At 42.2% G+C, this 22,528-nt stretch carries 19 protein-coding genes and 1 riboswitch; of the genes, 14 read left to right on the top strand and 5 right to left on the bottom strand.

The genetic code is table 11. From position 1 onward, the window contains the following. Positions 1-65: 65 nt before the first annotated feature. Positions 66-1,700: a LysM peptidoglycan-binding domain-containing protein gene (locus LP316_RS09425; protein ID WP_193023862.1), complete on the top strand. Its 1,635-nt coding sequence runs from the start codon at positions 66-68 to the stop codon at positions 1,698-1,700. Between the two features lie 114 nt (positions 1,701-1,814). Here the strand turns inward: LP316_RS09425 and LP316_RS09420 are convergent, their stop codons facing one another. Beyond that, entirely contained in the window at positions 1,815-2,987 is a 1,173-nt protein-coding gene (locus tag LP316_RS09420) for a hypothetical protein (RefSeq protein ID WP_226960706.1), read from the bottom strand. A 345-nt stretch (positions 2,988-3,332) separates the two neighbouring features. Between LP316_RS09420 and asnB the strand changes: the two genes are divergently transcribed. After that, on the top strand, positions 3,333-5,006 hold the full coding sequence (gene asnB / locus LP316_RS09415) for an asparagine synthase B (protein WP_193020746.1): 1,674 nt from the start codon (positions 3,333-3,335) through the stop codon (positions 5,004-5,006). 144 nt (positions 5,007-5,150) lie between these two features. Then, positions 5,151-6,347, top strand: coding sequence for an IS4 family transposase (locus tag LP316_RS09410; protein WP_193020745.1), 1,197 nt, complete (start codon positions 5,151-5,153; stop codon positions 6,345-6,347). A gap of 180 nt (positions 6,348-6,527) precedes the next feature. Here LP316_RS09410 and lysC read toward each other — a convergent pair whose 3' ends face one another. From lysC to LP316_RS09395, 3 genes are all read right to left on the bottom strand, one after another. Further along, positions 6,528-7,883: a lysine-sensitive aspartokinase 3 gene (gene lysC / locus LP316_RS09405; protein WP_193020744.1), complete on the bottom strand. Its 1,356-nt coding sequence runs from the start codon at positions 7,881-7,883 to the stop codon at positions 6,528-6,530. Positions 7,884-8,059: 176 nt separating this feature from the next. Further along, a riboswitch (Lysine riboswitch) is annotated at positions 8,060-8,231 on the bottom strand. A gap of 117 nt (positions 8,232-8,348) precedes the next feature. Beyond that, positions 8,349-8,882 (bottom strand): flavodoxin family protein, encoded by a 534-nt coding sequence (locus LP316_RS09400; protein WP_193020743.1) that lies wholly within the window; start codon positions 8,880-8,882, stop codon positions 8,349-8,351. After that, positions 8,875-9,297, bottom strand: a complete 423-nt coding sequence (locus tag LP316_RS09395; RefSeq protein ID WP_193020742.1) for a VOC family protein — start codon at positions 9,295-9,297, stop codon at positions 8,875-8,877. Before LP316_RS09395 ends, LP316_RS09400 begins: the two co-directional genes overlap by 8 nt. Before the next feature lie 111 nt (positions 9,298-9,408). Between LP316_RS09395 and soxR the strand changes: the two genes are divergently transcribed. The 6 genes from soxR (at position 9,409) to LP316_RS09365 (ending at position 12,547) form a co-directional block, all read left to right on the top strand. After that, positions 9,409-9,879 carry a redox-sensitive transcriptional activator SoxR gene (gene soxR / locus LP316_RS09390; RefSeq protein WP_193020741.1) on the top strand — a complete coding sequence of 157 codons (471 nt, stop codon included), beginning with the start codon at positions 9,409-9,411 and terminating at the stop codon, positions 9,877-9,879. A gap of 168 nt (positions 9,880-10,047) precedes the next feature. Next, positions 10,048-10,740: a cytochrome b/b6 domain-containing protein gene (locus LP316_RS09385; protein ID WP_193020740.1), complete on the top strand. Its 693-nt coding sequence runs from the start codon at positions 10,048-10,050 to the stop codon at positions 10,738-10,740. 28 nt (positions 10,741-10,768) lie between these two features. Continuing rightward, a complete protein-coding gene (locus tag LP316_RS09380) occupies positions 10,769-11,236 on the top strand; it encodes a c-type cytochrome (RefSeq protein WP_193020739.1) in 468 nt (155 codons plus the stop codon). Between the two features lie 130 nt (positions 11,237-11,366). After that, complete coding sequence (locus LP316_RS09375) at positions 11,367-11,984, top strand: LysE family translocator (RefSeq protein ID WP_193020738.1); 618 nt, start codon at positions 11,367-11,369, stop codon at positions 11,982-11,984. Between the two features lie 51 nt (positions 11,985-12,035). Continuing rightward, positions 12,036-12,371 (top strand): PQQ-binding-like beta-propeller repeat protein, encoded by a 336-nt coding sequence (locus tag LP316_RS09370; RefSeq protein WP_193020737.1) that lies wholly within the window; start codon positions 12,036-12,038, stop codon positions 12,369-12,371. Further along, positions 12,317-12,547, top strand: a complete 231-nt coding sequence (locus LP316_RS09365) for a DUF1289 domain-containing protein (protein WP_413470674.1) — start codon at positions 12,317-12,319, stop codon at positions 12,545-12,547. The genes LP316_RS09370 and LP316_RS09365 overlap by 55 nt, the downstream gene beginning before the upstream one ends. A 296-nt stretch (positions 12,548-12,843) precedes the next feature. On the opposite strand, the gene LP316_RS09360 is transcribed toward LP316_RS09365, so the two are convergent. Continuing rightward, entirely contained in the window at positions 12,844-14,085 is a 1,242-nt protein-coding gene (locus LP316_RS09360; RefSeq protein ID WP_226960705.1) for an acyltransferase family protein, read from the bottom strand. Between the two features lie 370 nt (positions 14,086-14,455). Here LP316_RS09360 and LP316_RS09355 point away from each other — a divergent pair, with 370 nt between their 5' ends. The 5 genes from LP316_RS09355 (at position 14,456) to LP316_RS09335 (ending at position 22,526) form a co-directional block, all read left to right on the top strand. Further along, positions 14,456-17,440, top strand: coding sequence for a TonB-dependent receptor (locus LP316_RS09355; protein ID WP_193020736.1), 2,985 nt, complete (start codon positions 14,456-14,458; stop codon positions 17,438-17,440). 190 nt (positions 17,441-17,630) lie between these two features. After that, the gene (locus LP316_RS09350) at positions 17,631-19,196 is read left to right on the top strand and encodes a tryptophan halogenase family protein (RefSeq protein WP_193020735.1); all 1,566 of its coding nucleotides are present in this window, start codon (positions 17,631-17,633) and stop codon (positions 19,194-19,196) included. Positions 19,197-19,234: 38 nt separating this feature from the next. Beyond that, positions 19,235-19,963: a SapC family protein gene (locus tag LP316_RS09345; RefSeq protein ID WP_193020734.1), complete on the top strand. Its 729-nt coding sequence runs from the start codon at positions 19,235-19,237 to the stop codon at positions 19,961-19,963. A gap of 46 nt (positions 19,964-20,009) precedes the next feature. Then, on the top strand, positions 20,010-21,026 hold the full coding sequence (locus LP316_RS09340) for a cupin-like domain-containing protein (protein ID WP_193020733.1): 1,017 nt from the start codon (positions 20,010-20,012) through the stop codon (positions 21,024-21,026). A 9-nt stretch (positions 21,027-21,035) separates the two neighbouring features. Continuing rightward, the gene (locus tag LP316_RS09335; protein ID WP_193020732.1) at positions 21,036-22,526 is read left to right on the top strand and encodes a tryptophan halogenase family protein; all 1,491 of its coding nucleotides are present in this window, start codon (positions 21,036-21,038) and stop codon (positions 22,524-22,526) included. Positions 22,527-22,528 lie beyond the last annotated feature (2 nt).

Genomic DNA, 22,528 nt, shown 5'->3' with positions numbered 1-22,528 from the left:
ATACGCTTGAATTCATGCAACAAATCGGTAACACTTGCTAGGTTCAAGCAATGAAAAATATATCAATGAAGTACATATTCTCCCCACTGAAAATAACAATTGCCTCTGCTATGTTGTTAACCGGTTGTCAAACAACCTCATTAATGACCAGTAACAATGACGCTGATCAGCAGGATGTTCTAGTAGATATCGCTAGTCCAGATGAAATTAATCAAGCAATTTTAGCTGATCCTAATGCTGACGTTATACATCCAGTTGCTGATATTGAATTTACATTGGGCGACCAAGATGTCGATGTCACCAACGATATCTGGCAACGCATAAGATCTGGCTTGAGCTTTCCGATTGACGAAAACGCGAGACTGAAAGCTCAACGCGACTGGTATGTTAGACACCCGTCTTATCTTGATCGCGTGGCTAAACGCGCCGAACCATTCTTGTTCTACATTGTAGAAGAATTAGAGAAAAATGATATCCCAATGGAGATTGCACTGTTACCTGTGGTGGAAAGTGCTTTTGACCCATTCGCCTACTCTCATGGTCGCGCTTCTGGCATGTGGCAGTTTGTTCCGGGCACAGGTAAGCGCTTCGGCATGAAGCAAAACTGGTGGTATGACGGTCGACGCGATGTTATTGCATCAACCCAAGGTGCCATTGCCTACCTAAAATATTTAAACGAGTTTTTTGACGGAGACTGGTTATTAGCGCTTGCTGCCTATAATTCGGGTGAAGGCCGTGTTCGTCGAGCAATGCGCAATAACGCTCGCAAGAATAAACCAACGGATTTTTGGTCGCTTGATTTACCGAAAGAAACCCGAGCCTATGTACCAAAACTATTGGCATTAGCCGATATCGTAAAACGTCCCGATGAATTTGGTATTAAACTTTACGAGATTGAAAACCAAAGCGTGCTAACTAAGGTCGATATTGGCTCGCAACTCGATTTGGCTAAAGCAGCACAATTAGCGGACTTATCGCTCGGTGAATTGCAACGATTAAACCCTGGCTTCAATCGCTGGGCAACCGATCCTGACGGCCCTCACTACTTATTATTACCTGAAACCAAGGTTGAAACTTTTAATGCCGGCTTAGCAAAATTGACCGATCAAGATCGCTTAGCTTGGCAGCGTTACAAGATCAAAGAAGGTGATAGCTTAATCAAAATCGCCAACAAATTTGATACCAATGTTACGCTAATTCAACAGGTTAACGATATTAAAGGATCTCAAATTCGCGCCGGCAAATACTTACTCATTCCGGTGGCAACACAATCACTAGATAGCTATATCTTAAGCCAAGAGCAGCGTTTAGCGTCTAAGCAAAATCGCACTCGCGCTGGCACTAAGATTAACTACACGGTGAAATCAGGCGACACCCTATGGGACATTGCCAATGAATATAAAGTCTCAACCAAAAGCATTGCCAAGTGGAATGGCATGGCGCCAAGAGATTTTATTAAGCCGGGTCAAAAGCTAGTGATTTGGCAAAAATCAACGAATAACAAACACCTAGCAACCGAACAAGCTGTGATGCGCAATATCACGTATCGCGTGAGAAAAGGTGATTCATTTTCTCGCATTGCTAACAAATTTAATGTCAGCATCAAAGAAATAGAGCGCTGGAATAGCATTAGCCGTAAAGACTACCTACAACCGGGGCAAATGCTAAAACTGTCAGTTGATGTGACCAACAGCATCTAACCAAAATTTTGGTTACTAACGAAAAAGGGAGCATCAGCTCCCTTTTTGTTGTGTCAAGATCAACCGCCGATACTTAGTACTTAAATAAAGTGCCGTTTTATCACTTAAAAAGTATTAAATTTCACTAATCGCTAAACCTAACATTCGCTTAATTTGCTCAATAATGGCTTGTGTTTTTTGCGGCTCATAGGCCTTTATTTTCGGCGTATGAATATGGCCAACAGGCATTACCGGCGCGTAATCGTTTCTCAATAAAATACTGCGATACGATATTTCGTTAGACAAATAACCACCGCCAGAGCCCTGCACAGAAGTTTCATTATTTAGCTCGGCTAAATCACTGGGATAAAACTCACCTTTTGCTAGTGTTTGCACAAAGCGATTATCGTTGATCTTAAATTGCCCTGTTGCTTTTTGCATGGCTTGATATGGCAGTGAATAGACCACAAACTCAGGGCCAGCTAGTGGCTTGTTGTTTAGTAGCGGGATTAGTGGATTTTCGCTTGTTGCGCCAGTGTATACATTTAAATTATCAGGTGCCTTAGCACTGCGTCTTAGCGCCGGAAAATGTTCCAAATCAAAGTGCTCACGTCCCATACTAATGGTCACCACCATATCGACGGCTTGCTCTTTAAAATAAGGCGTTAGTATGGTTTCAATCATACCTTGATCAAAATCGGCAAAGCGCACGGGCACAATTAAGGTTTCAATTTCCGCGCTAACACCTTTACTACTGATCACAACGTCGTCTAATGCTAAGGCGGTAGCGCCCGATGGATTTGATTGATTGATGTGCCTATCTAAAAAGAAAGGATCAAAACCGGTGATCAAAATACGCTTTTGTGTGTTGCGATCAAATTTTACATCCATCTGACCGCGAGATAATAACTCAAACTGCCATAAAAGCTTCGCTTGTTGCTCTGGTAGTAGCGATTGAAATGCGCTAGCGCCGCGTAGCGATTCGCTCATTTGTAACCGCGCCCAATACAGGGCTCTATCGTCTTGATCATTGGCTGATTTATAACTTTGCACTGCATCACGCCAAAGCAAATCGCTATGACGTAAGACCAACTGCATTAAGGTCGTATATTTACGTGCTTTGTTTATTTGATCGTCAAACTCAGCAACCCGATCAGCTAATTGACTGACAACAGTAGGCATCGCCTGCTTTGCTTTGGCAATTCGCAGCTCTTCAACCGTTGGTTTGGTGTAATCAGCATAGCTAGGCGCTGACAACAAACAGCAGGCAGCAATCCATGCACTCGAGTATTTTTTTAACGTTTTCAAAGGCGTAAACTAACTTTCCGTTCAAGGTAAGATTCAGTATACACGATTAAAGCAAAATATTAAGTGACGATAGACCTCGGCTTCAATGCGCTAACTTATTGATAATTACCTACTTATAACTAAATGCACTAATCTAGAGTAAAAATTCTACGCCAAGCTATTGCAATTTAAATAATTCTAGGCAAAGTAGGTATTGAAGTTGTGATAAATAATTGTAAATAACTCAATTCAAATTTCCCATCGCTCGCCAATTCCTCTGGCACAAGAAATTTGCCTAACAACTGACGGTAAATCAGCAATGATTTAATTTTAATAAAATGAAAATAACAAAGGAGTAGCGCTTCAATGTGTTCGATCTTTAGTATTTTAGATATAAAAAACAACGCCGAAGAATTGCGTTCAACGGCCATAGAATGTTCTCGCTTATTACGCCATCGCGGCCCAGATTGGTCAGGTATTTACCACAACGACCACGCGATTTTAGTTCACGAACGATTAGCCATTGTTGATACCGAAAACGGTGCTCAGCCACTCTATAACGCCGATAAAACGCACGTGTTAGCGGTTAACGGTGAAATTTATAACCACAAAGCGTTAGAAGAAACGCTCACCCTTGATTATCAATTTAAAACCCATTCTGACTGTGAAGTGATCTTACCGCTATACCAAGAGCACGGCAGTGCCTTTATTGACAAGCTACAAGGCATGTTTGCCTTTTGCTTATATAATGCAGACGATAACAGCTACCTAATTGCTCGCGACCACATTGGTATTATTCCACTTTACACTGGCTATGATGAGCACGGTAACTTTTACGTTGCCTCAGAAATGAAAGCCCTGATGCCAGTGTGTAAAACAGTTAGCGAATTCCCGCCAGGTCACTTCCTCGACAGTAAAGTTGGCAGTATTCAAAAATATTACCATCGTAACTGGCAGCAATACTCTGCAATTAAAGACAACTTCACCAGTAAAACCAAATTACGCGAAGCGTTAGAAGATTCAGTTAAGTCACATTTAATGACTGACGTACCGTACGGCGTATTATTATCAGGTGGTTTAGATTCTTCACTGGTGTCAGCGATTACACAAAAATTTGCCGCGCGCCGCGTAGAGGAAAATGACTTATCAGAAGCTTGGTGGCCAAAGGTTCACTCATTTGCTTGTGGCTTAGCAGGCTCTCCTGATCTAGAAGCGGCGCAAAAAGTTGCCGACAGCATAGGCACGATTCACCACAGCGTATTATTTACCGAGCAAGAAGGTATCGATGCCTTAAAAGAAGTTATTTATCACCTTGAAACCTACGATGTTACTACTGTTAGAGCATCAACACCTATGTACCTCATGGCGCGAAAAATTAAAGCGATGGGCATAAAAATGGTGCTATCAGGTGAAGGTGCCGATGAGATTTTTGGCGGTTACTTATACTTCCACAAAGCACCTAATGCACAAGAGTTTCACGAAGAATTATTACGCAAGCTCGACAAACTTCACATGTTTGACTGTTTGCGTGCCAACAAGTCGATGTCGGCGTGGGGTATTGAAGCGCGCGTACCATTTTTAGATAAAAACTTTATGGATGTTGCTATGCGCATCAACCCTCAAGATAAAATGTGTGGCAACGGCAAAATTGAAAAAGGTATTTTGCGTTCGGCATTTGAAGGCTATCTGCCAGAAGAAATTTTGTGGCGTCAAAAAGAGCAGTTTTCAGATGGTGTTGGTTACTCTTGGATCGATAGTTTAAAAGTGTATATTGAAAGCCAAGTGAGCGATCAGCAACTTGCCAATGCAAAATTCAAATTCCCGCACAACACGCCTGACACCAAGGAAGCGTACTTCTACCGTGAGATTTTTGAAGAGCACTTCCCACTGCCCTCTGCCGCTGAATGTGTACCAGGCGGAAAGTCAGTTGCTTGTAGTACACCACAGGCATTAGCTTGGGATGAAAACTTCAAGAAAATGGCAGATCCATCAGGTCGCGCAGTGATGAGTGTTCATAACGACAGCTACAACCAAGATTAACTTCTGTAAAATTTGGGGTCAGAGTCTGAGCCATCCCCACAAATAATTTAATTTTTTCAAACAGTTATATTATTTTAAAAATTTGGAACTTTCATGGCGGTTGATGATCTGATCAATCGCCAAAAAGAAAAGCCATAACCACACATGAAAGTTACCACTAGTTTGCAGCAAACCTTTTTAAAGATCACTAATAATATTCACGCCAAGCGCCGAATGGCTATTAAAAGCTGTGTCGATAGCTTACTACTCGATAGTTTTGCGACCGTGACATCAATTGGACGTGGTATTGATAGTTGTGCCTATGAAAAGCATTCAATTAAGCGTGCTGACAGACTACTCTCCAATGCGCATCTGTATAGAGAACGTGTTGATATATATAGGGAAATGACTTCGTTGCACATATCTCCCTATAGTCGCCCGCTCATTCAAGTTGATTGGTCAGACTTAGATAATCGCAAGCGTAATTTTCTAATTCGAGCATCTGTTGCTTTGGATGGTCGTAGTATTACGGTCTATGAAGAGGTGCACGGCATGGCTACTAAGGAAAAGCCTGCGACTCATAAAGCGTTTTTAATCTCGCTTGCACAAGTACTACCTGCGTGCTGTAGACCAGTCATTGTAACAGATGGCGGTTTTAAAGTGCCTTGGTTTAAACAAATTCTCAAATTGGGTTGGGATTTTATCGGACGTATACGTGGCAATAATTATTATAATTGCACCGGTAATCAATGGTTGCACATTAGTAAGCTACATGAAATTGCAACACCGACACCAAAATACTTCATTGGACACATAACTAAAACTAACCCATTAGCAGTTAACGTTGTTGTTTATAAAAGTAAATCTAAAGGTCGTAAATCATTGAATAATGAAGGGCTACCTCGGAAAAGTAAGCTTGCTAAACAACATGCTAAAAGTGGGCGAGAGCCCTGGGTACTAGCTACATCCCTCATAACATCTTCAAACACAGCAAAGCGTATTGTTGAGCTTTATAAAACACGGATGCAGGAAGAAGAGGCGTTTAGAGATGTAAAAAGTGAGCGCTATGGCTTTAGTTTAAACTTACACCTTAGCTACAAAACTCATAGACTCAACAACCTATTATTGCTAACAACTATTGCTCATTGGTTATCGATTATAGTGGGTGTTTGTGGTGAGATTAGCCGAGTTGCGAGACGGTACCAAGCAAACACTACACGTAATAAACGCGTATTGTCCTTGTCGTTTCTTGGACGAAGACTGATAAGAGATAAGCGGTTTAAGTGCTCAAAAGCCTTAGTTCGGCTGGCCTTTGAGCAAATAAATCGCGTTATATCCTACTGGAATACTTGCGATGCTTAAATTTGTGGGGATCCCTCAGGGTCAGAGTCAAATGACTCTGACCCCAAGTTCGCTGTTAGCTGTTGATCAAAATAAAATCACCACTCGAGTATCATAAAATAAAAAACCACCAGAAAAGGTGGTTTTTTTATTCATTACGCTCAATAGTTAAACAAAGCGTATAAATTTTAATGGGTTAGGTTAATCAAACAAGGTGTTATGTAGCTGAGAAACCACCGAGTTTGCGTCAGATTCGGGGACTAAGAAGCAGATGTTATTGGCGCTGGCACCGTGACAAATCAAACGAATATTAAAATCGTTAATCTTCTCAAAAATGCTACTACCTAATGCTTTTGCTGCATGTAAGCCATTGCCAATCACGGCAACGAGCGAGAGACCATGTTCAACACTCACTTCACATAACTGCTCTAATTCTTTCACCACTTCATGGGTGATCAGCGCTTGCGCATTAGATGTTGGGTTATCGAAGGTCATGGCGACAGAAATTTCACTTGTAGTGATCAAATCAACTGACAATTCATGCTTGGCTAAAATACTAAAAACTTTTGCCAAAAAACCACTGGCGTGTAACATCTCAGGTGATCGCACCGTCACTAGCGACTGCTCTCGACGCAATGCAATTGAGCGATATGTCGGGCTCGATTCAACACTTTGCTGAATACGTGTTCCACCTTTTTCAGGCGCTTTACTCGAGCCCACAAATACCGGAATGTTTTTTCGCATCGCCGGAATTAACGTGGCTGGATGTAAAATTTTTGCGCCAAAGGTTGCCATTTCAGCTGCTTCGCCAAAGCTAATTTCGGGAATCGATTTCGCTTGGGCGGTAATGCGGGGATCTGTGGTAAAAATCCCTTCGACATCGGTCCAAATCTCTAGATTTTCCGCAACTAACGCTTCGGCTAAAATAGCGGCGCTGTAATCGGAACCACCACGACCTAAAGTGGTCGTGTTTCCTAGCCCATCTTGGCCGATAAAGCCTTGAGTAACGACTACTTGATTATCTAATAGTGGCGCTAAAATTGATTGTGTTAGTTGAGCAACCTGCTCAATATCAACCACAGCTTTTGAGTACAAACTGTTGGTTTTCATTACTCGACGAACATCAAAGCTTTGTGCTGGCACGTCAAGCTCATTTAGTACTTGAGCGAAAACCAATGAGCTCATTTGTTCACCACACGCTAAAATACTATCGGCATTTTGAGCGTCAAACTGAAGTGACTGACTAGCCGCTCTCACGGTCAAATCAGCTAAAATATTTTCAACTTGATCGCCTATTTGCTCGGCGGCATCGCGTTGTGATAAATCATCAATAATATTAAAAACAATCGTGCGAATGGCTTGAATGGTTTCGCTTTGCTCTTGCAGATCTAAGCCCGGTTGACTTAAAGATACCAAGTGATTAGTTACGCCAGCAGGCGCAGATACAACGACTAATGTACGCGTTGACTTTGCTTTAATAATCGCGGCACAACGAGACATTGCTTGATGAGTAGCCACTGACGTTCCGCCAAATTTTGCGACAGCGATATTAGCCATGAGCGCCCCCTACCAACAGATGCGGACATCCGTGAAAATGAATTGTTGGATTGAAAAACATATTGTCTCCCTAAATAGCATATTGCTAAATTCATGCTAAATAAAAACAAGGAAGAGCCGACTGATATGAGCAGCTTTGCCATGAGTTAGTAGCAAAGGCTATAAATTGAGACATTTCAGCCAGAAGCTCTCCACCAAATTGGTGACAGTCCTGAGGATTCAACCTTCAGTGACCGAGTTTATTGCCCCACATGCGCAAAACTCTCGGCGATAGTCTCCCTCTGTCATGATCATGAGAATTGTGGTTCTTCACATCACATACCTAGCTATCGCACCTCTTCTGGAGCTAATGGCTCACGTTAAACAATGGCCATTAACAACGAGCGTTATTTAAACGGATCCAACGGCAAATTGCAACAGACTTTTAGACGTCTATTAACACTTTTTGTGATAATTGATGCATATTTATACACAAGCCGATTTATTAACCGACATTTCAGTCGATAGTTGCGCTAAATAGCGATCGATTATCACGTTGTGAGTCGTGTTATCAAAGCCATTTGAACAGTCACAATAAAGCATTCCTTCATCCGTCATACCTAAATATTTGAACGTTAATGTGAACATTTGCTCAAAACATGGCGCAGGCGCTTGTGATGCACCGGTCGCTAATAACAAACCATGTTTACCACGCAATTGGCGACCTTTGTCTTTTTCTTCACGCAGGAAATCTGTTAACCGATCGAGAAATGCTTTCATTTGCGCACTGGCACTGTACCAATACATTGGGGTCGCGAAAATGAGTCGATGATAATCGAGTAACTGACTCGAAAGTACTCGAAAGTCATCATCAGCGCTACCACAATAATCAAAAGGCAATACGCGATAAGTGTTTAAATCGAAAACATCCGCTGAAAGCGTACTTGCCACCCTTTCAACTAGTTTTGCGGTATTTCCATCAGAACGAGCAGATCCCAAAATAATCGCAGTTTTAATCATGATAGTGATTCCTTTCTTTGGGTAAGTCAGATAAGTATTCAACAAATTCTACTTCAAAACCGTTGGGATCGAGATAATAAAAATTTTTGCGATAGGGGTTTTCCGCACCTTGTTTATCCGCATTAAATCCTGCTTCAGCCAAACGTGCTACCAAGTCATCGATATTGCCAACAACAAAGGCAAAATGCGCCAAACCCAAATTAAGTGTTGTTAAGTCGCGATTTTCCCCTTGGCCATTATCACTAAAGGCAAGGTATTGATAATCGTCGCCAAAATGCAACCATTGCCTAGGCATGCCGTGCCAATGATCAAAGCCATTCCCTCTAACCCGCCAATGTGGCAACGCTGCGCGATAAAACGCCAGCGTTGCTTCCATATTTTTCACAACCAAATTTATATGCTCTAAGTGAATCATCTTGTTCTCCTTTGTTATGTCACCTACCCGCAAGCATAAAACCTCAAGTTAAGTTGAGGTAAAGTATTTTTTTCGCTAAATTAAAAAAAGTCTATTTTTCGAGTAACAACAATGAACCAAGAAGCAAACTTAAGTGTTGGAAAAGTCGCTAAACGATGTGGCATTAAGGTATCTACCCTGCACTTTTATGAAGAAAAAGGGTTGATTCGAAGCTGGCGTAATCAAGGCAACCAGCGTCGTTATAAGCCAGATGTAATGCGCCGCATTTCGGTAATTAAAGCGGCACAAAAAATGGGCGTGAGCCTAGATGATGTGCAACAGGCGCTATCTAGCCTACCTAACAACAGAACACCCGATAAGCAAGACTGGCAAAAGCTTAGCAAGCGTTGGCATCAGTTACTTGATAATCGCATAAAAGCGTTGGAAGTACTGCGAGACTCTATAAGTAGCTGTATTGGTTGCGGCTGTTTATCTTTAAGTACGTGCCCTATTTACAACCCTGAAGATGAACTCAGTGAAACCGGTGAAGGCGCAATAATTTTGCAAAACGATATTGCTGAGCGTATTAACGATGACGGCTAGCTTAAGTCGTAACTTTTACACAACTTTACATTCCTTGTTAAACCAACAGGTAATTGAATTACACCGTTAAAATCGCGTTATTGAACGCATTGAGTAAACCAAGCAGTTGAAGATTAAATTTGAACGCGCTATAACGTCTCAACGTGTTTACAGTCCATTTACTTACCCATGCATAAAAGTTATCTAATCTGGGATCTACCGCTGAGATTATTTCACTGGCTATTAGTGTTGACGTTCGGCTTGCTGTGGCTTACGGCTGAACTCGGTAGCGAGTATATGCAATACCATATGTATTGCGGTTATTTTATGTTGTTTCTTATCGGGTTTCGCCTAGTTTGGGGCTTTGTCGGTACCAAGCATGCAAAATTTATAAACTTTTTCCCCACCTTCAAGCGGATAAAAGGCTATTTAACATCAGACACAAACAAGCGTAATAGTGCTGTAGGCCATAACCCGCTAGGCGCTATTATGGTGTTCGTGATGTTAGCCCTATTGCTCGCACAAGCTGTAAGTGGCTTATTTATCACCGATGATATCTTTACCTCAGGCCCCTATAACGGTGTACTCGAAGGTGATTGGCAAAAACTCGCTAATCGCACCCATGATATTGCATTTACACTCTTGCAGGCTTGTGTTGCACTGCATATTGTCGCCATTGTTTTCTATAAGATTGTCAAACACAAAGATTTAATCCGACCAATGCTGACCGGTAAAAAGTCTTCAGCCGATGTTGAAGAAGGCGCTGCGATTAAACACTCAAAATTGTTGATCGCATTGGTCGTTGCCGTGATTGTGGCCGTATTTGTATACTGGTTGGTGGTAATTAACGCACCAGTCATTGAAGCATATTATTACTATTAAAACACTACTATTAGAAAAAGGAAGAGATATGAAACGTACCGTCACCTCACTAGCACTTGCTAGCCTTGTTGTTTCAACTGTCGCTTTTGCCCAACCTGCGGCCAATCAGAAGCACGCTGAATGGGCAACAAAAGTGCGCAAAGCAAACTTCACATTATTAGGCCATAACATGGGGCCTCTAGGTGGTATGTTAAAAGGGAAAGTGCCATTTAACGCAGAAGTTGTGCAAGAAAAAGCAACAAACATTAACCACTTAGCAAATATGATTGCAGACACATCTAAAGTCGACACCTCTAAGTTTAACGTTGAGACAGAAGCACTAAACGGTATTTGGACTGAGCAAGATGATTACGCTGAGAAGATCAAAGCCTTAGTCATGGCTTCTGAGCGTGTGAGCAAAATCGCCCTAACCGGCAGTGAAGCTGAAGTGAAAAAAGCGATGGGCCAAATCGGTAAAGCTTGCGGCTCATGCCACGATAGCTACAAAAAAGACTAATAGCCAAGCTATTCTAGGTTAAAAAGGAGCGTTTTCGCTCCTTTTTACTTTTTACTTTTTACTTATTTCTCATTTCTTTTTGCTGATAAATCTGTACAATCGCCGCGTTTTTAATCTTTGTGTTGTTGTCATGGATTTCTCTCAATATCTCGTATACCTGACTATCTCAGTCGTTGCCTCAGCAAGTGTTGGCCCCTCGGTGATCCTCGCCGCCAGTAATGGTATTAATTTTGGTCGTAAGAAAGCCTTAGCAGGGGTTATTGGTCATGTCTTTGCCATTTTTTTACTCGCAATAATCTCGGCTACCGGCGTTGGCGCGCTGTTATTAACCTCACCAATGATTTTCGCGGTAATTAAAGTTATTGGTGTTGTCTATTTACTTTATGTCGGCATTCAAATCATTCGCAGTAAAGGCAGTTGGGCCTTTCAAGTTGATGTAAACCAAGCGCCAACAAGTGCAGCGTTATTTAGAAAAAGTTTCTTAATTGCACTTTCTAACCCAAAAGCCATCGTATTTTTTAGCTCACTATTTCCACAGTTTATTTCAGCGAGTAAACCGCTCTTACCACAGTTTTTGTTGCTCGCCAGTACGAGTTTGATCAATGCTTTTGCCTTTACCTTTGGCTATGTTTTGGTGGCATATAAATTCAAACAAAAGCTGTTACATGGCATCAATCAAGGCTGGCTACCAAAACTCACTGGCAGTATCTTTTTGTTTTTTGCCGGCGCATTGGCAATTAACCGTTAGCCTCAGTAATATAACGAAACGCATTCGTTATTATTGAAAAAGGAGTTTACGATGTCACAGCTATATCTAGGCATTAGTGGCCATGTTGTTTGTATTGAAAAACAAACAGGTAAAGAGCTTTGGAAAACAAAGTTGAAGTCATCTCAACTGACCAATGTTTGCTATGAAGATGGTTTTGTTTATGCGTACAGTGCAGGCCATTTATTTTGCGTTAATGCCAACAATGGCGATCTTGAATGGACCAATAAACTACCAGGCTTAGGCTACGGCTATTGTATTATTGCGACAGAAAGCCAAAATGATGTGGTTGCCAACGCAACGGCCACCGCACAATCGGCGGCAACCGCCGCGGGGGGAGCAGGAGCAGCGGCGGGAGCAGGATCATAAAGAACAAAACACCGAACAGCCCCTGTATCGATAATTGTTGCTTAGATGAACAAGATGTCTGCACGGGCTGTTATCGCACCATTAACGAAATTTGCCAATGGCGCTCAATGTCTGATGCAGAGAAAATCGACGTTTATCAGCGTATCGCCAAGCGCAAGTTATACCAAGTGAATTAACTATTTGATCACTCAGCGAGATTTAAAAGGCTTTTAGACACAGGTTGTATGTTCCAGACACAACCTAAGTACCTACATCCATGTAGGCAACGCTTTGATTGCCGATAATGGTTATTCCCTTATTAAAATCAGTAACGAAGTATAAAAGCCTTTTAAACTCGCCCTTGGGAGCTCGTCAGAAAAGTGATAATTTCGCAAATTTACTTGATGGAGAATGACTACATCTGCATAAATTTCCTTTATTCTAACTTCCCTGACGTAGCTCTGAGTTGGTCAAATATTTATTTCAATTGGTATTAGAGCTTGATAAAGATATTTCGTTTATAAAGAAAATATAACCCCCACCACTGCACTGCCACCAGCGCAATAACAGATAACAGCGCTTGGCTTGACGGAGCACTCGCCCCAATAACTCCACCGAATAAACTTTGACTGACATACTGCCAATCGACCAGTGCACTTGCCAAATAAACAACAATCGCATTCATACCAATAACACGCAAACTCAGTGATAGCTTTTGCCACTTATCAAAATCAAACATCAGGTGAAACAAAACAAATAGCAGGCAACTATAGCCAATCGTCACTAATGCAAACGGTGTCGTCCATAACGTTTTATTTATCGGTTGAATAAAACTTAAGCCATAACCTAACACTAATGCGAATAACCCCATTGCAATGAGCGATTGCAGGTAAGGTTGATTTGCTCGATATCGATTAATGAAAAAGCGGCCAATAAAAACACCTGCTAGCGCGTTGGTTATCGAGCCTAAATTAGACAGTATTCCTTCAGGGTCAACCAACGCGCCTCGATAGGTTGCGCCAGGCAGTAACACTTGATCAAACCAAACATTCAAAGCGCCTTCAGCACTATAGTCACCGGCACCGTACTGCCCAATATTAGCAAGCGCAAGGAGCAACAAATAACCTAATAACAAGCCAAACAACACGTAATATTGATAACTGGGACGACAGTACCAAACCACCAGTGTCGCGACAAAACCGGCAATGCCAATGCGAGCAAGCACACTAGCAAAGCGCACTTCATCGAGGTTCATCGGGATCCCCTGCCCCCAACCGTGGTTATAAATAACACCTAATAAACACAACACGATCAAGCGTTTAATAGCTTTATTGATTAATTGCTGCCGTTTAGCCTTTGGGTAGCTATTTAACGGCTTTGCACTCAAGCCAATCGACATACCAGATAAAAAGATAAATAACGGAAATATCACATCGTATGCTGTCACGCCGTGCCATTGGCTGTGTTCCATCTGAGTAGATAATACTGAAAATAACGGCCATGAGGTTAACGTAAACAAACCAGCAAAAATGCCTTGTAAGCCCAAAATCCAAATCATATCGAAACCTCGTAGGGCATCAATTGAGTTGATGCGTTGCTTAGTCTCGAAACTCCCTTTAACGTTTGTATCGCGCTCTTGCATAACGGCCTCTTTGTCTCTCCAATATAATGACAGCGGTGTCATTCTGGGGTTTTGCAAGCTTTGGGTCAAGACAAATGTAACTACTGTTTGCATTGGTGACACGAGCAATATTTAACGCTGAAAGCGCTTTCCATGTTTTTTTCAAAAATTTTAACTTTATTAAGTAAAAACAATGATTATTATTTCTAAAAATCAAAAGACCAACAAAAACCCCTTTAAATCATTAACTTAACAAAAATCAAACGAATAATATATCGACACACCTGTTAGCTTTTTGAGTCAACTAGATTAATAAAATGAAAATAATGTTGACTGAAAAAAAATTTTAAACTAGCTTAATGTAAGCGCTTTCAATAAAAATTATAAAATTGAAGGGTCTGTCGATTTTTTTTGAAAAATAATGTAAGCGCTTACAAGCAATCACTCTAATAAGATTGATATACGAGAGCATCGAGGGAATAACATGAATTATAAAAAGTTTAACAAAACAAAGTTAGCGTCTAGCTTGTCTTTGATTTTGGGTGCTAGCATGGCCTCACCAGCATTAGCTGAAGAAGCCCAAGCAGCACAAGAAATTGAAGTTATCGAAGTTACTGGCATTAGAGGCAGTATGATAAAATCAATGGACTTAAAGCGGTCATCAAGTGGTGTTATGGACGCCATTTCCGCTGAAGACATTGGTAAATTTCCAGATACCAACCTTGCCGAATCATTACAACGTATCTCGGGTGTATCTATCGACCGTAACAACGGTGAAGGTAACTCAGTAACAGTACGTGGTTTTGCGCCAGATCGTAACCTAGTCATGTTAAACGGCCGCCAACTACCGACAACCAATGGTTCGCGTTCATTTGATTTTGCTAATGTTGCGTCAGAAGGTGTAAGTGGTGTAGAAGTATACAAAACGTCAGAAGCAAGAATTCCAACCGGTGGTATTGGCGCATCAATTAACGTCTTAACATCAAAGCCGCTTGATCACGATGGCCGCAAAGCAAGCTTCGGCATCAAGATGATGGATGACACGTCAGCGTCAGACGGCAGCATCACACCAGAGCTTTCAGGTATTTACTCTGACACATTCGACGACGGTAAATTTGGTGTTTCAATTAATGCGAGCTACGCAGAGCGTGAAAGTGGTAACCAACAAGCGTTAGTTGGTACAGGTTGGCGTTCATTTACGGGTGAAACTGACCAAGACTGGAGTGGTTCAAATGCGGCTTGGGGTGGTGTACCACAAGACGGCCAAGTTAACCGTCCAGGTCCTGGTGATATTTACTCAGTACCACAAACAACAATTTACAAGTTTGAAGAGCAACAACGTACGCGTTTAAACTCTCAGTTAGTTTTACAGTATCGTCCAAACGATAACTTCACTGCAACAGCAGATTGGACGTACTACGAGACGGAAATCGATCGTCAATTTAACGATGTTTCTGCTTGGTACACGTTTGCACCATCAGAAAACGTTTGGACAGATGGTCCTATATCTTCACCTTTACTTTACTCTGAAGACTACATTGCAACAGGTGCAGGCGTTCAAGATTACTCAATGGCGGCATCAAAATCGGCAACCCGCGATGAGATGAACTCATTTGGTATTAACTTAGAATGGCAATTAGCACCTAACTTCCGTTTAGAGTTAGATCACCACAGCTCAGATGCTGAGCGCACACCAAATAGCCCGCACGGTTCGAGCAACACATTATCAACTGCGGCTTTCATTCGTGAAGCAGCGGCAACTGATTTCACTGGTGCCTTACCTATCCTTGCGGTACGTGGTTCATCAAATGTTCAACCATCTGATATGCGTGTAACCGGTAGTGTTTTCTCAAACGCAGAAGATTATTCAGAAGTTGACCAAACACACCTAAGCGGTACATACGATTTTGAAGAGATCGGCAGTATTGATTTTGGTGTGATGTTAATGACATCAAGCAAACACTCTAAGCAAGTTAACGTGCAACGTAACGACTGGGGTGGTGTTGGTGCTGAAGGCGATTTTGATGATTCATTCTTCCCAGCGGCTAGCATTCAAGATCGTTTCGATGATGTTAGCGGTGGTAACTTTGCTGATTTCGATGGCAGTTATGAAATTGCAGATCGCTTCTTTATGTGGGATTTTGATGCTGTTCGTGACATCGCTGCACAGCTTTATACGCCAGATTCATTCCCTGCGGGCACCGTGATTGGTGACTGTGGCAACATGTTCTGTCCTTCAACAAACTACGCTGCCGGTACAGACCGCTACGTAGAAGAAGACATCACCTCAGTATACTTGCAATACAACTACCAAGGTGAAATGGGCACCATGCCATTTGATGTTCACTTTGGTTTCCGTTATGAGCAAACTGAAGTTGAATCTACCTCAGCAGTACCAGAATACAACGGTACAGTATGGGTTGGTGACACAGAAATCGAATTAACCGGTACAGGTGGTTTTGAATATCAAACCAAATCGGGTAAATACGATCATATCTTACCAAGTATCAACTTTAACTTAGAAGTAACGGAAGACATTATCGTTCGTGCGGCATACTCAGAGACTATTGGTCGACCTTGGTATGGCGATCTGCAAGGTGGTACTGTCTTAGGTACGCTTGCCAACCGTTTAAATGGTAGTGGTTCATCAGGTAACCCGAATCTAAAACCGTTAGAGTCGAAGAACTGGGACTTCTCATTTGAGTGGTATTACGCTGAAGGTAGCTACGCTGCTATCGCCTACTTCGATAAAAAAGTTAAGAACAACATTGATCCAAACACAGTGGAATACACTTTTGACGGCTTATTCAACCCTTCAAACGGTCCTAAGTCGAGTGAAGCAATTGGTGCTGTAGGCAGTGACGCTGGTAACATTCGCCAATACATTTTTGATAACTACGAAGACGGTGTTACCGTTTATGAAGAAAATGGTGTTATCAAGATTGCAGGTGTACCAGAAGATCAACTATTGAACTTCTTAATTAACGAGCCACAAAACAGCTCAGAAGAACAAGGTTATGACGGTATGGAATTTACTGTTCAACACCTATTCGGCGAGACAGGTTTTGGTGTAATGGCAAACTACACGTTAGTGAATACTGATAACGAGTTTGATAACTTTGTTCTAGATGCACAAGTTGCCGAAACAAACATCAGTGACACAGCAAACTTTATCGCGTTTTACGACAATGGTGGTTTCCAAGCACGTATCGCGTATAACTGGCGTGATGATTTCTTAGCCGCAACAGGTACTGATACAGGTGCAAACCCTGTATATACGCAAGACTATCAACAAGTTGACTTCAATATGAGCTATGACATTCCTCAAGTTGAAGGCTTAGCGGTATTCTTCGAAGGTATCAACATCACTAATGAGTACACTCGCCAATACGGCCGTGCTACTCACCAAGTGATTAACGTGACTCAACAAGGTGCTCGTTATACCTTAGGTGCGCGTTACAACTTCTAACAGTAAGTTCGACGACATTACTGTTGCATAGAAGCAAGAGCCGCTAAATATCCCCCCATTTAGCGGCTCTTTTATCAAGCACTGATAAAAATAATTATTTAATCTCAAGGCTCTAGCCTGATGCGCAAGAGCAAGATATAGTGGTTAGATAAATAACTATTTTTATCAAGGTTTTTGCTGGGAAAGTAGTATGGACTGTGAGTTAAACAGGACAATTAATCGAATTATTATCGTCGGTGGCGGCACAGCAGGCTGGTTAACTGCTGGCTTATTAGCTGCTGAGCATATCAACCCGCAATCAAATCTAACGATTACCCTTGTTGAGTCGCCCGATGTCAAACCGATTGGTGTCGGTGAAGGTACTTGGCCTTCAATGCGTGAAAGCCTGCAAAAGCTAGGGATTAGCGAAACTGACTTCTTAACTCAATGTGATGCTAGCTTTAAACAAGGTTCAAAGTTTATCAACTGGTTAAAGCCAAGCAATCACAGCTATTACCACCCTTTTTCAATGCCTCATCACTTTCACGAATTGAACTTGGCAGAGCATTGGTTACCGTTTCAAGATGAAATCAGTTTTGCCGACGCCCTCACCCATCAAGCATCCTTGTGTGATAACAACAAAGCGCCAAAAACCATCAACACCCCAGAGTATAAGTTTGCCGCTAACTACGGCTATCACCTCGATGCGGGAAAATTCAGTCAGTTTTTACAACAGCACTGCTGCGAAAAACTCGGGGTTAACCACATCCTCGATCACGTAGAAGTGATTAACAGCGACTCTGATGGCAACATTGCCTCGCTAAACTTAAAGCAACACGGTGAATTAGCGGGTGATCTATTTATTGATTGTACGGGGTTAAAATCATTACTGCTAGGTGAGCACTATCAAGTCCCCCTGTTAAACCAACAGCACCAATTGTTTAACGATCGCGCCTTAGCAGTGCAAATTCCTTATGACCAAGTCGATAGCCCTATTGCCTCAGCAACCCTATCGACAGGTCAAAGTGCTGGTTGGATTTGGGATATTGGTTTACCCACTCGCCGCGGTATTGGTTATGTTTACGCGTCAAATTATCAAAGTGAACATGATGCTCTAGAAACCTTGGATAGCTATATAAGACAATCGTTTAGCCAGACAACGCTCGACGATGTCAACATCAAAACCATTGAAATAACACCGGGTTATCGCGAAACGTTTTGGCATAAAAACTGTGTTGCCATTGGTTTGTCAGCAGGTTTTATCGAACCGTTAGAAGCCTCTGCTATCGCCTTAGTTGAACTTTCCGCTAAGATGATTGCCGAGCAACTGCCGCGTAATCAAGTGATGTTAAAACATGTCGCCAAACGCTTTAACGAGAAGTTTAGTCAACGATGGCAACACATTATCGACTTTTTGAAACTGCATTACGTCTTATCAGAGCGCGACGACTCGAATTATTGGCGTGACAATCGCGACCTGAGCCACTTGAGTGACTCGCTAAAAGAGCAGCTTGATCTCTGGCAATATCAAGTACCGTATACTTTTGATAGCAAATACACCCAAGAGCTCTTTCCGAGTGCGAGTAATCAATTTATTCTTTACGGCATGGGCTATAAAACCCAGCTTAACAAAACCAATATTTGGTATAACAACCAAGCACGCGCGCAAGAAATCTTTCGAGCACAAGTACAACGAACCAAACAAATGAGCCAAGCGATGCCAAGTAATAGAGCACTATTAGAACAATTAAAAACGCAGCGCTTTAGCAACGTATAACAACAAGATCAGTGTTGACTGATTAAAAAGGAGCAAACATGGCAAACCATGTATTAGTGAATAACATTGACCACAAAGATGTAAAAATTAACACCGAACGCCATGAAAAGTTTGGTGATAATCTTTGGTACACACAAACCTTTCCGCTTGAATTTCGCTCTGTTCAAGCATACTACCCAATTTTCTTTATCAAAGATCCGCAATCAGCGCGCTTTTTACCCGTGGCACTATTTGGCTTTCAAAATAACGAAAATCTATTTTTATCAGAACAAGGCTGGGACGCTGGCTACGTGCCGTTAATGGTGCAGCGCCAACCCTTTATGATCGGCCGCCAAACCATTAAAGAAGATGGCGTTGATAAAGAGCATCGCGTACTAACCCTCGATATTGACCACCCGAGAGTCAACCAAACACAAGGCCAGCCATTGTTTTTAGAGTACGGTGGCAATAGCGACTTTTTAGATCGCATGGCGGATATGATGGAAACCATTCACCACGGCGTTCAAGACAGTGAAAACTTCGTGAATATGCTAACCGATCTTGAGTTACTTGAGCCATTCACTTTAGATATCACGTTAAATGACCAATCAAAGAATGAAATGATCGGCTTCTACACGATTAACGAAGAAAAGTTTAAAGCACTTGCCGATGATGAAATTGTCAAGCTCCACAACTCGGGTTATTTACACGCAATCTATATGGCGCTTGCGTCACAAGGTAACATTCGCGATTTAATCAATCGCAAAAACGCCCTAATGGGCTTATAACAGCGCGGATTATAACAACGACTTAGTGCTTTACAGGAGAAGTTAGGTGTTAGCAATTGAGCAAAAAACTAAAGTCATTAATGGCGTTTCACCAGATAATGTACTCGAATACATTAGTGATGCGAGTGAGCCCATTATCTTTAAAGATTTTGCTCAACATTGGCCAATCGTTAAAGCGGGTAAAGCATCCATTGACCAAGGCGCAAATTATATTCGTGAAATATATAGCAACGAGCCAGTTTCAGCCTGTTTAGGCGATCCAAAAACTAAAGGGCGAGTGTTTTATAACGATGATATGACTGGCTTTAACTATGGTGGTGGCCAAGTTGATTTAAATATCGTGCTCGATAAACTGCTCGCCCATAGTGACGATCCCGAGCCGCCAACAATGTATATGGGCTCAACCGAAGTCTCGCGTTGGTTTCCTCGTTTTACCAACGAAAACCCATCGGGTTTAGCCCAGTTTAATCCACTCACCAGTATTTGGATTGGCAATCAAAGTAAAATTGCTGCCCATTACGACTTTCCGCATAACTTGGCCTGTTCAGTCATAGGCGAAAGACGCTTTACTCTCTTTCCACCGGAGCAGATAGACAATTTGTATGTCGGCCCGATGGAGTTCGCGCCCGGTGGGCAGGATATTTCATTAGTTGACTTTGCCGCGCCAGATTTCGATAAATTTCCCAAATTTAAAGACGCAGTAAAACACGCTCAAGTTGCCGAACTCGGCGCCGGCGATGCGTTATTTTTACCGAGCATGTGGTGGCATCACGTTGAAGGAAAAAACGCACTCAATGTTTTGGTTACTCATTGGTGGCGAGATACACCCGGCTATATGGGCAGACCAAATAACGCTTTGATGGCGGCGATATTAAGTATTAGAAGTTTACCCAAAGCACAGCGACAAGCTTGGCAGGCAATCTTTAATCACTATATCTTTGAGCATGACAACACCGATCTAAATCATATTCCAAGGCATGCCCTAGATGTATTACAACTGCCACTTGATGAAGCATCAGCGAGAAAAATTCGCGCTGACTTACTCAACAAATTAAAACGATAAGAGTTTCCTATGAATAACAAACCCATTAAACGACTTGTAATTGCTGGTGGTGGCACCGCTGGTTGGATGGCGGCAGCTGCTTTTGCCAAACTCCTAGGCAAAAACCTAGACGTTATCCTCGTTGAGTCAGACGACATCCCAACCGTTGGCGTTGGCGAAGCGACCATCCCTACCCTGCATATTTTTCATCGCTTGCTCGGTATAGAAGAAAAAGACTTCATGGCGGCAACTAATGCGACCTTTAAGCTCGGTATTTCATTTGAAAACTGGAAAGACGTTAATCAAGATTATATTCACTCATTTGGTTTTCTCGGCCAAGATTGCTGGGCTTGTGGCTTTCAGCACTTTTGGTTAAAAGGCCTACAACAAGGCATTGCTAGCGACATTGGCGATTACTGCCCTGAGCACTTAGCTGCTAGAGAGGGGCGCTTTGCCGTAATGGCAAATCAAGATCTTAATCACGCCTACCACTTGGACGCAGGCCTTTATGCTAAGTATTTGAGAAACATTGCCGAAGCACACGGCGCGAAACGCGTTGAAGGTAAAATTCAAGAGGTAAATTTATGCTCCAAAAGTGGTTATATCGAGTCATTAACGCTTGCCTCAGGCCAAGTCGTTGAAGGCGATTTATTCCTTGACTGTACCGGCTTTAGAGGGCTATTAATTGAAGATGCTCTGCATACTGGTTACGAAGACTGGAGCCACTACTTACCCTGCGATAGAGCCGTTGCCGTGCAAACTGAATCTGTTGGTGAGCCAGTCCCTTATACCCGCTCGATTGCCCGTGAATCTGGTTGGCAATGGCGAATTCCACTGCAAAATAGAACCGGTAATGGTTTAGTGTTTTGTAGTAAATATATGAGTGATGACGAAGCGATTGAGTTCTTGCTTAACAACATTGAAGGCAAACCGATTAATCAGCCTCGCGTGATCAAATACAAAACAGGGACAAGGTTAAAACATTGGAATAAAAACTGTATCGCCGTTGGTTTATCGAGCGGCTTTATTGAGCCGTTAGAATCGACCGGTATTCATCTATTCCAACGCGCCATCGTTCGCTTGATGCAGTTAATGCCAAATCGCGGAATCAACCAAGCTGATATTGACGAGTTTAACGCACAAACCAAAGCCGAGTGCGACAATATTCGCGATTTTATTATTTTGCACTATCACTTAACCGAGCGCACCGACTCTAAGTTTTGGCGTTACTGTAAGAGTATGCCGATCACGGATAGCCTAAAACACCGTATGGAACTCTTTGGCAAAAGCGCACAAGTTTATAAAAAACCAGACGATTTATTCGGCTTAAATTCATGGATCCAAGTGATGGTGGGTCAGGGCTTGATCCCAGAGCAATACCACCCTATTGTTGATCAAATGTCAGACGACGAACTCAAACTGTTCCTCAACCGCATTAAAGACGGTACCGCAAAGAAAGTGGCACAGTGGCCAAATCATCTCGATTTTATCAATCACTATTGTAAATCTAAGGCAATGTAATT

The organism is Thalassotalea sp. LPB0316, from assembly GCF_014898095.1.
GTDB lineage: Bacteria > Pseudomonadota > Gammaproteobacteria > Enterobacterales > Alteromonadaceae > Thalassotalea_G.
The sequence above is the reverse complement of the archived record's forward strand: the minus strand, read 5'-3'. Positions and strand labels throughout refer to the sequence as shown.

Coding starts and splice junctions, on each gene's coding strand:
- LP316_RS09360 (WP_226960705.1), bottom strand. CDS start 14,085: ATGCAAACAGTAGTTACATTTGTCTTGACCCAAAGCTTGCAAAACCCC.
- LP316_RS09410 (WP_193020745.1), top strand. CDS start 5,151: ATGAAAGTTACCACTAGTTTGCAGCAAACCTTTTTAAAGATCACTAAT.
- LP316_RS09425 (WP_193023862.1), top strand. CDS start 66: ATGAAGTACATATTCTCCCCACTGAAAATAACAATTGCCTCTGCTATG.
- LP316_RS09380 (WP_193020739.1), top strand. CDS start 10,769: ATGAAACGTACCGTCACCTCACTAGCACTTGCTAGCCTTGTTGTTTCA.
- LP316_RS09400 (WP_193020743.1), bottom strand. CDS start 8,882: ATGATTAAAACTGCGATTATTTTGGGATCTGCTCGTTCTGATGGAAAT.
- LP316_RS09375 (WP_193020738.1), top strand. CDS start 11,367: ATGGATTTCTCTCAATATCTCGTATACCTGACTATCTCAGTCGTTGCC.
- asnB (WP_193020746.1), top strand. CDS start 3,333: ATGTGTTCGATCTTTAGTATTTTAGATATAAAAAACAACGCCGAAGAA.
- LP316_RS09335 (WP_193020732.1), top strand. CDS start 21,036: ATGAATAACAAACCCATTAAACGACTTGTAATTGCTGGTGGTGGCACC.
- lysC (WP_193020744.1), bottom strand. CDS start 7,883: ATGGCTAATATCGCTGTCGCAAAATTTGGCGGAACGTCAGTGGCTACT.
- soxR (WP_193020741.1), top strand. CDS start 9,409: ATGAACCAAGAAGCAAACTTAAGTGTTGGAAAAGTCGCTAAACGATGT.
- LP316_RS09395 (WP_193020742.1), bottom strand. CDS start 9,297: ATGATTCACTTAGAGCATATAAATTTGGTTGTGAAAAATATGGAAGCA.
- LP316_RS09355 (WP_193020736.1), top strand. CDS start 14,456: ATGAATTATAAAAAGTTTAACAAAACAAAGTTAGCGTCTAGCTTGTCT.
- LP316_RS09370 (WP_193020737.1), top strand. CDS start 12,036: ATGTCACAGCTATATCTAGGCATTAGTGGCCATGTTGTTTGTATTGAA.
- LP316_RS09350 (WP_193020735.1), top strand. CDS start 17,631: ATGGACTGTGAGTTAAACAGGACAATTAATCGAATTATTATCGTCGGT.
- LP316_RS09385 (WP_193020740.1), top strand. CDS start 10,048: ATGCATAAAAGTTATCTAATCTGGGATCTACCGCTGAGATTATTTCAC.
- LP316_RS09345 (WP_193020734.1), top strand. CDS start 19,235: ATGGCAAACCATGTATTAGTGAATAACATTGACCACAAAGATGTAAAA.